The sequence below is a fragment of the Psychromonas hadalis ATCC BAA-638 genome (assembly GCF_000420245.1).
GTDB classification, from domain to species: domain Bacteria; phylum Pseudomonadota; class Gammaproteobacteria; order Enterobacterales; family Psychromonadaceae; genus Psychromonas; species Psychromonas hadalis.
In genome coordinates this window covers 16671-27261 of sequence record NZ_ATUO01000039.1, presented here as the reverse complement: position 1 = coordinate 27261, position 10591 = coordinate 16671, and the positions used below count along the sequence as shown (strand labels likewise).

General features: G+C 40.8%; 9 protein-coding genes and 3 pseudogenes. 7 read left to right on the top strand and 5 right to left on the bottom strand.

What is annotated here, in order from left to right; all coding sequences use genetic code 11:
• Nucleotides 1-223: IS66 family insertion sequence element accessory protein TnpA (gene tnpA, locus G322_RS0106910; protein ID WP_022941076.1), on the bottom strand; the 223-nt coding region annotated here is incomplete at its 3' end.
• 77 nt (nt 224-300) lie between these two features.
• Complete coding sequence (locus G322_RS20155) at nt 301-1203, bottom strand: type II toxin-antitoxin system HipA family toxin (protein ID WP_022941075.1); 903 nt, start codon at nt 1201-1203, stop codon at nt 301-303.
• Here G322_RS20155 and G322_RS21690 point away from each other — a divergent pair.
• Both G322_RS21690 and G322_RS24775 read left to right on the top strand, forming a co-directional pair.
• Nucleotides 1203-1937 carry an IS4 family transposase gene (locus tag G322_RS21690; protein ID WP_051143742.1) on the top strand — a complete coding sequence of 245 codons (735 nt, stop codon included), beginning with the start codon at nt 1203-1205 and terminating at the stop codon, nt 1935-1937. The genes G322_RS20155 and G322_RS21690 overlap by 1 nt on opposite strands.
• A pseudogene (locus tag G322_RS24775) lies at nt 1915-2103 on the top strand (IS6 family transposase); the annotation flags it as partial. The gene G322_RS21690 and the pseudogene G322_RS24775, both read left to right, overlap by 23 nt.
• A 40-nt stretch (nt 2104-2143) precedes the next feature.
• On the opposite strand, the pseudogene G322_RS23855 reads toward G322_RS24775, so the two are convergent.
• Nucleotides 2144-2260 (bottom strand): annotated as a pseudogene (locus G322_RS23855) (IS982 family transposase); the annotation flags it as partial.
• A 110-nt stretch (nt 2261-2370) separates the two neighbouring features.
• Between G322_RS23855 and G322_RS23280 the strand changes: the two are divergent.
• Both G322_RS23280 and G322_RS20145 read left to right on the top strand, forming a co-directional pair.
• Nucleotides 2371-2515 (top strand): annotated as a pseudogene (locus G322_RS23280) (IS5/IS1182 family transposase); the annotation flags it as partial.
• A 175-nt stretch (nt 2516-2690) separates the two neighbouring features.
• The gene (locus G322_RS20145) at nt 2691-3374 is read left to right on the top strand and encodes a 4'-phosphopantetheinyl transferase family protein (RefSeq protein ID WP_022941072.1); all 684 of its coding nucleotides are present in this window, start codon (nt 2691-2693) and stop codon (nt 3372-3374) included.
• Here the strand turns inward: G322_RS20145 and G322_RS0106880 are convergent.
• Both G322_RS0106880 and G322_RS20140 read right to left on the bottom strand, forming a co-directional pair.
• Nucleotides 3371-5137, bottom strand: coding sequence for an ABC transporter ATP-binding protein (locus tag G322_RS0106880; RefSeq protein WP_022941071.1), 1767 nt, complete (start codon nt 5135-5137; stop codon nt 3371-3373). The genes G322_RS20145 and G322_RS0106880 overlap by 4 nt on opposite strands.
• The gene (locus G322_RS20140; RefSeq protein ID WP_084683701.1) at nt 5130-6956 is read right to left on the bottom strand and encodes an ABC transporter ATP-binding protein; all 1827 of its coding nucleotides are present in this window, start codon (nt 6954-6956) and stop codon (nt 5130-5132) included. Before G322_RS20140 ends, G322_RS0106880 begins: the two co-directional genes overlap by 8 nt.
• 316 nt (nt 6957-7272) lie before the next feature.
• Between G322_RS20140 and G322_RS24520 the strand changes: the two genes are divergently transcribed.
• Genes G322_RS24520 through G322_RS23710 form a run of 3 tightly spaced genes read left to right on the top strand, consistent with a single transcriptional unit; the run spans nt 7273 to nt 10544 of the window.
• A complete protein-coding gene (locus G322_RS24520; RefSeq protein ID WP_281166513.1) occupies nt 7273-8082 on the top strand; it encodes an AMP-binding protein in 810 nt (269 codons plus the stop codon).
• Nucleotides 8057-10294, top strand: coding sequence for a salicylate synthase (locus G322_RS24515; protein WP_281166512.1), 2238 nt, complete (start codon nt 8057-8059; stop codon nt 10292-10294). The genes G322_RS24520 and G322_RS24515 overlap by 26 nt, the downstream gene beginning before the upstream one ends.
• Nucleotides 10266-10544 (top strand): phosphopantetheine-binding protein, encoded by a 279-nt coding sequence (locus G322_RS23710; RefSeq protein ID WP_169337464.1) that lies wholly within the window; start codon nt 10266-10268, stop codon nt 10542-10544. Before G322_RS24515 ends, G322_RS23710 begins: the two co-directional genes overlap by 29 nt.
• Nucleotides 10545-10591: the final 47 nt, after the last annotated feature.

Here is a 10591-nt window from a genome sequence, read left to right as displayed (position 1 = left end):
CAACAGAGAGTGTGATTGATGGTTGTTCTTCCATAAATTCAATTTGTTGTATCACTTTAGCGCGAACAAAGCTGTTGGATGTTAGGCCTAGTTTTTTCTTGAAAGTGTAGAAGCTAGACGTTGATAAGTGATGTTGTTGACAGTAATCTGAAATAGTTAACCCACTGGTTTGTTGATTTTTTACTAGGGTCTGCCATTGTGTTTCGTTGCGCGTTATTTTCATTGTTATTTCCTTTTATTTGACTTGAAAATAACATAACTGAGATCAGAAATTAGATGAAGGTGTGGTTGCCCTGACGCTTACCAATGACCTCTTAATTGGTCTTTTTGTTTTTCATTCATCGGTAGCTCAGTTAATTTTCTAGGCCATTGTTTTCTGGCTTGGGTAATGACATCGAGTAAATATACCTTAACGGCTGGCCACGGAGTTTCGGTGCGTGTAGCCCAAATTTCAAAGGTATTTAAACTGATTCGATACCAATCTTTTGTTTTTGCCATATTCAATGCAAGTTTGTCTTCACCTTGAATATAGGGAGGAGTAAAAACAATATCGTAAGCAGGTGAAAGCCGTGGTGTTTGTTTATCTTGATAAATAACACTCCAATTTTTTAAATGAGCATCTCCATTACCGAGAAGAATGTTTACTAATAAACGCCTTGCAAACTGTTGAATATCAGCCAAAGAATCACCACTAAAGCGCCTCAATACTGCACCAATCTCTTCATAGTTTGCACGCTGATATTTATCGACAGGGTAGTATTGAAAAATTTGAGCAAAATCTTCAGTGTGGACTCGTCCATTAAGAGAGCGTGCAAAAGCTAATTCTTCATTAGGTAGCTGTATGTTAGGGAGGTTATTAAGCTGTGATAAAGGAACTAACTTAATTTCAGGTATTTCAATGGCAACGGATTCCGCTAATCGCATCATTGAATATTCATTGCTTGGCAGGTGTGGATGTATCGTAGAAGGTGTTTTAATGATCCAGCTTTGTATATCGTCATCTTGATTAATATTAAAACGACCGTCTTTATTTCGAGTTGAAGAAAACTTTAACTGTACACCGGCAAGAGAAAACTTCTGCTCTGCATGATAACGAACATCAATTTGCGTCGGTATACTTTCTTGTGGGTTTTGTAACGGAGTTGAAAGCGCAATGAATAGAGGCTCATTATCAGTAACAGGCCTAGGGCGTAATATTGACAATGATGCTAAGGAAAAACACTCGTATAAAACGAGTTGATAGACTTTGTAGTAATACGCATATTCGTGCGGAAATAGATGACATTTATCAGCATATAAGTTGCTTACTAATTTCACCGGGCAGCGTGCCTATTATTTTAGTTGATTGGTCAGATTTAGATGAAAGAAAACAACATTTTTTACTCAGAGCGTCACTAGCAACACAAGGTCGATCTTTAACTTTATTTGAAGAGGTTCACCCATTATCCAAAAAAGAAAAACCAGCCACACATCAGGATTTTATGGAGAAACTAAAAGCAATGTTACCAACTACGTGCAAGCCAATTGTTATTACTGATGCTGGGTTTCGTACTCCTTGGTTTCAATTAATAGAATCATTAGGATGGGACTACATTGGCAGAGTAAGAAATTCGACATATTGTAAGCGAAAGGCTGATGATGTTTGGTTTTCCATAAAAAAACTTTATGAAAAAGCCACTCGAAAATCAAAAGATTTGGGTATTTACCAGCAAGTAAGAAAAAAGTTGTTTGAGTCCAGATTAATAGTGGTTAAACGTAAACCAAAGAGACGAAAAGATAACATTTCGACAGGAGAAAAAGCGCGTATGAGCAAGCTATCTCGTAGCTGTGCCTCACGAGAAAGTGAACCTTGGTTACTTGCTACTTCACTTAAAAAAACAAAGGAAGTAGCTAAAAAAATAAGGCGTTTATATGCAACAAGAAAGGCAGATGTGTAAGTTTAAATCACAGGGGCAAGCCCAACGGTTTTTAAGTTACCATGGAGTGGTAAATAATCTGTTTCGTTTTGAGCGTCATTTAATGCAAGCAAAACACTATCGGGCATTTCGATATCGCTCTTTCTCTGAATGGGCACAGTTTAGTTGTATTCAAAATTTAGATTAAGGCAGATTTTATCGGCTTTAATCGATCCGAGTAGATAAGTTGACAGTGCCATTCGCTTAACTCTTCGCCTTTTAATCTCACCATTATTTATTAATCGCGCTTCCCATTCGGGAATAAATAGGTTACAAAAATCATCGACATCACAAAATAGTTCAATTAAATTATCCATGTTTGTTCCTTTTTTCATCTGATTTTTCTAGTAAAAGATCAGATCGTGGAACAGGCATTTAGTTCAATTTATTTTAATTCTTATCCCGAATTCAGGTTAAGTATCGTCATTTAGTAGAAAATGCATTTGGACGTATAAAATATTTTCTTTCCATATCAACTAGACTTGATAAGTTAGCTAGAAATAATGCCTATGATGGTATCATAGGCATTTATAATAATGTGGTTACCGTTGTATTGTTGAGTGAATTTTATACAGCAAAGATCAACACGGCCTAAGAAAGTTTATGTATGAGCTAAAAATAGCAAATACTATTTTACCTCCTAATATTACTTTTAAAAAAATATACATTAAGAGTATATTTTTTAAGCATGAATCTTTCTAAAAGCACAACAGAAGACAATAAATAGAGTAAACCATGCATTGTAATTTTTTGGGAAAACCTTTAAATTTGAGTATATCTTCAGGGGAAATATCATTTGCATGTAATTACTTTGTGGAGGACTTTCAGCAAGATCTATGGGAAAGTTTGAAAATAGTTAAACCTCTGCAACTTCATAATGCTGTTGTTAAGCGTCAGGCTGAATATTTGGCCGGGCGATATTGCGCTCAAGAATGCCTGGCTCAAATGGGTTATTGTTCTACAGGTGTTGCAACTGGTAAGCATCGCTCTCCTATCTGGCCTGCAGGAACGGTAGGAAGTATTTCACATACCAATAATATTGCAATCGTAGTACTCAGCCAAAAGCATAAAGGTATTGGTGTTGATATAGAGCAAATACTGTCCCCTGAGAATGCAAACGGAATTGAGGCACAGGTGTTGCGAACTGATGAAATACCTATATTTCATCAGTTGCTACGACATAGAGACGTTGCTTTAACATTAATATTTTCAGCAAAAGAGAGCTTGTTCAAAGCTCTCTATCCTAGTGTTGGACGCTACTTCGATTTTGAATGTGCCAAATTACTGGAGTTTACTCATGACACTCTGTTATTTGAGGTGACCGATAATTTATCCGTTTGTATTCGCCAAGGTTTAAGGTTGCGTGTGCATTATCAAATCATGGCGGGCTGGCTTGTGACCGACACCCAGTTTAACTAGCTTTTGTGTCCCTGAGCTTGCCACAATTGATGATAGAGGCCTTGTTTAGCTATCAACTCCTGATGCTTACCTTGCTCTACAAGTTTGCCTTTTTCTAAGACTAAAATATGGTCGGCATGTTTTATTGTGTTTAGGCGGTGAGCAATCATGACGACAGTGCGCCCTTTTGCTAATTGGCTTAGTGCTTTTTGGATCTCAAATTGCGAGTCTGAATCAACTGAAGCCGTGGCTTCATCTAATAATAAAATAGGCGCATCCTTTAACAGAGCGCGAGCAATGGAAAGTCGCTGACGCTCCCCCCCCGAAAGCTTTGCCCCCGATTCTCCAATGTGAGTGTGATAACCTTCTGGTAATGCCTTAATAAAGTCATGGCAATTGGCTGCTTTGCAAGCTGCAATAATCTCTTTATCACTGGCATCAGTCTTACCCGTTCGAAGGTTTTCCATGACGCTGTCATCAAAAAGTTGTACTTGTTGAAAAACCATACTTATCTGCTGATAGAGTTGCTCACTGCCAATGGCTTTTAAATCGTGACCTCCAATGGAGATACTGCCCTTTTGTGGATCATAAAAGCGAACCAAGAGATTCATAAGAGTACTTTTGCCAGAGCCCGATGGTCCAACAATCGCGGTGATAGTATTTTGTGGCGCGCTAAAAGAGATCTGCTCCAATACGGTTTTGGTTTCTTCCTGATAAGCAAAACTCACATTGTTAAAAAAAATGTCATAGCTTGTTGGGGTGATCGCACATTCTGGTTCTGCTAATAATTCGCTTGATAATAGGCTATGCACTTTGGCTTCGCTTTGAGCCGCCAAGCGTAACATTGTCAGGCATTCTGCAATTTCCAATAAAGGGCTTAAGAGTTTATGCGCCAACAAAAGAAATAAAATTGCTTGAAACATTGGCACATTCCTGTCGAATGAATGAGCACAAGCAAGTAAAAGAAAGACCAACCCTAGCTCCAGAATGAATCGATAAGCCACTACGGGGCCCGCTCCCCAGAGTTCAATTCCCAAGCTTAGTTGGCTCAATTTTTCAAAACGTTTATTTAGTTTCTGCAACCAAACATCGGCCCTATTAAAAAGACGTAAGGTTTTAATGCCTTCAACAAATTCGACTATCATGCCAGCTGTATCTCTGAAATTTTCGCGCTGGCGAGCGCCTGCCTTAGCCAGTAAATTTTTTGTAACAATCAAAACCCACAGCCCTGGAATAAAACCGGCGACTAAGGCCAGTGTTAAGCGCCAGTCAACGCAGAGCAAAGCGATTAGCGTTAATAATGGTAAAGCAACAACGGAAAATAGATTGGCTACGACATGGGTGAAAATAGATTCAATTTTTTTTATATCATCGGTTAAAATGTCTGCTAAGTAACCCGTTCGGTATTGATATACAAAACCTAGAGGCAGGTGACGTATATGATCAATGAGTCGCTCTCTATATCCTGCCATAATACGATAGCTACCAAGGTAGCTTAGATATTGCCCCAAATAGGCAAAAATCAGTTGTCCAATAAAAGTAAGTAGGAGCATCACTATTAATGCGGAGCTATTCTTAAATAGTTGTAATGTTTGATCTGGCTCAGGTGAATGAACGGCAAGTAGCCAGAAAAAACACAGCATAAATGGAATGATCTCAAAACCACGTTCAAGTACCCTAAAGGAGAGCCCCCAATAAAACTGTCGTGCAGAGCAACCGCTTTGCGCAATGACTCTGCTAATGCAGCGTAGTATTTTATCTGGCTGGTATGTAGTATCAGACATCAACAGTCTCCTTTTCCTTCATCTTATTATGGCCCCTTTTGTCATTATTCCCCTCTCCATTAGCTGCTGTAATAGACCAAGCGTCGCTCTCAAGCTGGCGCTGCCAGAACCGTTGGTAAAAGAGATTGTGTTGTATAATTTGTTGATGTGTTCCTTGTGCTTGTATCTTTCCCTGCTCTAAGATCACTATCTGATCCGAGCCTTGCAATTCAAAGCTACGGTGCGTGATCATTAAGATAGTTTTGTCAGGGTAATGTGTTTTAAGGTCACGATAAAAGGCTTGTTGGGTCAGATTATCCATTGCGGCTGTTGCTTCATCTAAAATTAATACCGGGGTATTTGCCAGCAAAGCTCTGGCAATGGCTATACGCTGTTTTTCTCCTCCAGAAAGATTCAAGCCATGCTCTGAGAGCTGAGTTTCATCTCCTTGTGGTAAGGAATCGATCAGCTCCTGAGCTTGGGCCACTTGTAAAGCTAAGCGAAGCTCTTGTTCAGAAGCTTGTGGGCGGGCCAGCATCATATTTTCACGGATGCTTCCTTGAAAGAGAAAAGCCTCTTGAGTAGCGATTGCAATTAATTGTGATCGTTGTTTTTGATCCAGCATATTAAGCGTTGCATGATTCAAATAAATAGCGCCACAGGAGGGCTCGAGCAGACCGCCTAACAATTGGACTAAGGTTGATTTTCCAGCCCCCGATGGCCCGAGTAATAAGGTGAAACTACCAGGTTTAAAGTTTAAATTAATATTGCTCAGATTGCATTGAGAGTCTTTGGAGTAAGAAAAATTAAGATCTTTAAAACAGACTTGAACAGCTGAGCCTATTTTAATATCTGCTAAAGTAGGCTGAGGTGAAAAGTCTAGAATAGGCTGTAAATTACGCAATCCTGCTAATACATCATTCACCTCCATAAGGAAATGGCTTATTTTTAATAAGGGTTTTAACATTCCAGCCCCAAGAATAACAGCCATCAACACTGCGGGTAGCTCAATGGCCGAATTGGCATAAAGCCAAGCTCCTAAGGGTAAAATAAGAAATATATTTGCAGCCAGTAAGCAGCTAAAGAGAGTCCATCCAGGGACAGTTTTTTGGGTTAAATCAGCAACTAAGTTATAATATTCTTCGAGTCGCTTGCGCATGGTGCGAAAGTTTTTTGTGTCCTGACGGAACACTTTCATTACCGGCATATTACGCAAATACTCAACGGTCGCGCTGTCGAGTGCTGCAGAAGCCTGAGTGTATTGATCAAATAGTTGTTCAGAGTTACGCATAAATAGACTGGAGGCCAAAACTGCCAAAGGGGCGGTAAAAATCGCCGCCAGTGCCAAGCGCCAGTCAATCCACAATAGATAGCCACTAACAACCAATGGGCTGAATATAGCGGCCGCCACTTCAACCGTATGATGCGCAATTACATTTTCCAGCTTCTCTACATCTTGTAGTACTGACTGTTTTAATTGGCCTGAACGCTGTCTGTGTAACCAGCTGACAGGGGCCCAAGCTAGGTGGTTAACCAATGTTTTTCGGGTTTCCTGTAAAATGGCATAGGCCGTTTTATGACTCAATGCGTATGCAATAAGGTAAAACAGCGTTTTAAGTACCAGAGCTCCTGCCAATAAGAGTGCCAATTCATAAAACTTATCAGCCATATTTACTTCAGGTAACAACAGTAGTTCTATCGCCTGAAAAATAAACCAATAGGGGAGTATTTCGCAGATAACAGCGGCCCCTGTAAAAAGTAAAGAGAAGGTGAGTTGCGCTCTATGCCCGTGAGTTAAGCGCCAAAGCATATACCAGCTATTGATCTTATTATTGTTCATAAACTTAGTGATTATCGCTATGGAAAAGTAGGGAAGTTATTTTCCCAAACATAATGTTGCATTATAGGTCCCCTTTTTTGGTCTTTCTCCCCAGATCGGTAGCTAACCCCCCCAAATGGCAGTCTTTTTTGTATTTTTTTATATCTGTAAAAAAATACTGATTGGAGGTATTCAGAACTTTTTCGGGTAGAGAGACTTATGAATAACAATTATATTTCGGAGCTTGAGCGAAGATCATGACAGATTAAAAGGTTTGGCGGTACTCACTGGTCTTCTTCTAAAACTGAGCATTAATTTTCAAGGAAATAGGATCATCATGAAGCCTACAGATTACACATTATGTACAGAAGAGTTTAAACAAGATTATTGTCAAAAAAGCTACTGGAATGAGCAGACTCTTGGACAGTGCCTGCGAGAGTGGGCTGCTGAATATGGTAATAAAACAGCCCTCATTGATGGTGAATTGCGACTTTCCTATCATAATTTGAATCAAAAAGCAGACAAACTTGCCTCTGGGTTATTTCAACTTGGGATAAAAAGTGGTGATCGTGTCATTTTGCAGATGCCTAATAGTGCTCATTTTGTTGTGGTGTTATTTGCCTTGTTTAGAATAGGAGCACTACCAGTTCTAACCATGCCAGCACAGCGAGAAAAGGATATTTCAGATCTTTGTACTTTAGCTGAACCCGTTGCTTATATTGCGGCTGACCAGTTTCTCGGCTTTGATTATCTAAAACTGGCAGAAACCCTCAAGCATAAGCACCCTAGCCTGAAATACATTATTATGGATGGTCAAGCTGGTTGTCACACCTCTTTAGCTGAGTTGGAAGTGTCACCTATATCATTCTCTGAACCAAATCCATTTGAACCTGCACTACTGTTACTCTCCGGTGGCACCACAGGCACTCCTAAATTGATCCCGCGAACCCATGCCGATTATGCGTATAACGCTTTTGCTTCAGCCGAGCTTTGCCAATTAAATGCAGAAACAGTTTACCTTGCCGCATTACCCATTGCGCATAATTTTCCTCTTGCTTGTCCTGGCATTCTAGGCACATTAAGTGTTGGTGGCTCAGTCGTTATGGCTCGAACGCCAGGTAATGACGAAGCTTTCCCCCTTAATTGAGCGCGAGAAAGTTACTATCACCTCTTTAGTTCCACCTTTGGTTCAGCTATGGCTATCGGCTCGAAGCTGGGAAAAAACAGATTTATCAAGCTTGAAGGTATTACAAGTTGGTGGCTCCCGCTTTGAGTCAGAGCTGGCCAAGCAGGTTACTCCTGTTTTGGGCTGTCAACTGCAGCAAGTCTTTGGTATGGCAGAGGGTTTGCTTTGTTATACCCGCTTGGATGATGCTCAAGAAGTCATCATTAACACCCAAGGGCGTCCACTTTCTTCTGGTGATGAGATACGAGTGGTAAATATCGATGGAGAGCTTGTCAAACCAGGCGAAGTGGGAGAGCTTCAAACTCGTGGTCCTTATACCATTCGTGCTTATTACCGCGCCACTCAGCACAATGCAACAGCCTTTAGTGATGATGGCTTTTATAAATCTGGTGACTTAGTTCGTCAGACGGCGTCGGGTAATATTATTGTTGAAGGACGGATCAAAGAGCAGATCAACCGTGCTGGAGAAAAAATATCAGTGGCTGAAATAGAACAGTTGCTCAATGAGCACCCAGATATCTCCAGCTCTGTGCTTGTAGCTGTGCCAGATGAAAGATTAGGAGAGCGTAGTTGTGCGTTTATCATTACGCCCAATCCACTTTCTCTTTCTGATATCCGCCAATACTTAAATGCAAAAGGTTTATCTCGATATAAGTGGCCTGATCAGTTAGAAATTGTTACATCTTGGCCTTTAACGGCTGTTGGAAAAGTGGATAAAAAGCACTTATTAGCCAACATATCAAAGTCTGCTAAGCAAACTCCCTCAACCAGACAATATGTGGAATATCGCCTTCCTATCTGCTCCAATCCGATGGAGTTGGCGCTAAAAATCATCCAATCCCAAGATGAACAGGTGTACGCGATTTACGAAAAAAATGGTGAATGGTCTGTTGGTTTAGGACGCTATGCTTCTATTTGTGCTGATGCTCATCAGGCAGAGATTCGAATTGATGCTGATAACAAGCACCAGCCGGAGATCTTCAAAAGAGATCGTCTTTGTGAAGCCATTAACGAAGCGACCAAAAGTATTCCTATCACAAACTGGCGAGCTTATGGAACCGCTAAATTTGAGCTCTCCCACGTTTTCTTGGGGGTGGAGTCAGAACATGAAGTAACAAAAAATCTCTTGGAATTATTCATTCCCCGCATTGAAGTTCGTTTAACGCAAGAGCAGGCCCTGATACGCACCATTGATGCAGAGCAACTGGTGCCTTTAATAAAGTTAGTCGAGAGGCTGGACCATGAGTGTTTATCGCAAGATCAGGAAAGTCTTAGCTCTAAGGTTCATGCTGATATTAGAGAGCATCGTCAGGATGAATATAAATCCAATGTTAAAAATGCGGTGGCCGAGATCCAGTCTGGTCAATATCAAAAGGTGATCCTATCTCGCCGTATTCCATTACCAGCTAGTGTTGATCTGATTGAAAGTTATCGTAATGGACGTTTAAACAATACGCCGACTCGTTCTTTTTTGATGAGTTATGGTCATGAAAAGCTTGCAGGGTTCAGTCCAGAAACTGTGGTAGAAGTTTCTGCAGAAGGCTTGGTGAGCACTCAACCTTTAGCTGGAACCAGATCGTTGGGATCTAGCCCTAAAGAGGAGCAAGAGCTCAGGGAGGAACTGCTGGCTGATAGTAAAGAGATTGCTGAGCATGCTATGTCAGTTAAATTGGCACAAGAAGAGCTGGCGAAGATTTGCAAAAAGGAGAGTATTTCTATTTGTGAATTTATGGCGATCCGTCGTCGGGGCAGTGTGCAACATCTGGCATCTCGACTCACAGGGCAATTGGCTCAAGGTAAAAATGCTTGGGATGCATTTGAATCTTTGTTTCCTGCGGTAACGGCCTCAGGCATCCCTAAAAAAGAATCCATCGATGCCATTAAGCGATTTGAGAGTGAAGCTCGAGAGTGGTATAGCGGTTGTGTGATGATCTTAGACAGCAATGGCTCCATGGATGCCGCCTTGGTGCTGCGTTCCATTTATCAACGGGGAGAGCCGCTTTGGTTACAGGCTGGCGCAGGAATTATAGCTCAATCAAAACCTGAGCGAGAGCTGGAGGAGACCATTGAAAAATTAAGCTGCATCAGCCAGCACTTGTTTACAAAAAAAATGATGGTTTGCTTGAAAAGGTGGAGTGCGATCTATGTCGGTAGAAGAGCTAATAGCAATTAAAGAACTGAGCGCTGACTCAATTAAAGCGCAGTTACAAGCTCTGGTTGGTAAACCAATCCAGCTGGAGGAAAATCTTATCGAGCTGGGTATTGATTCACTGCACATTATGCGGTTGATGAATCAGTGGCGCAGTTTGGGAGTTAGTACTACTTTCTCACAACTCATTGAAAATCCAACACTAAAAAGTTGGTTACCACAATTGTTAGCTAAAAGTGCAAGCAGTTATGAAAGTTTTTCTCAGCTTTATTAGCGAACACATCAAGCTTGTTTTTATTCTGAACTTCCCTTTGAGTTAAC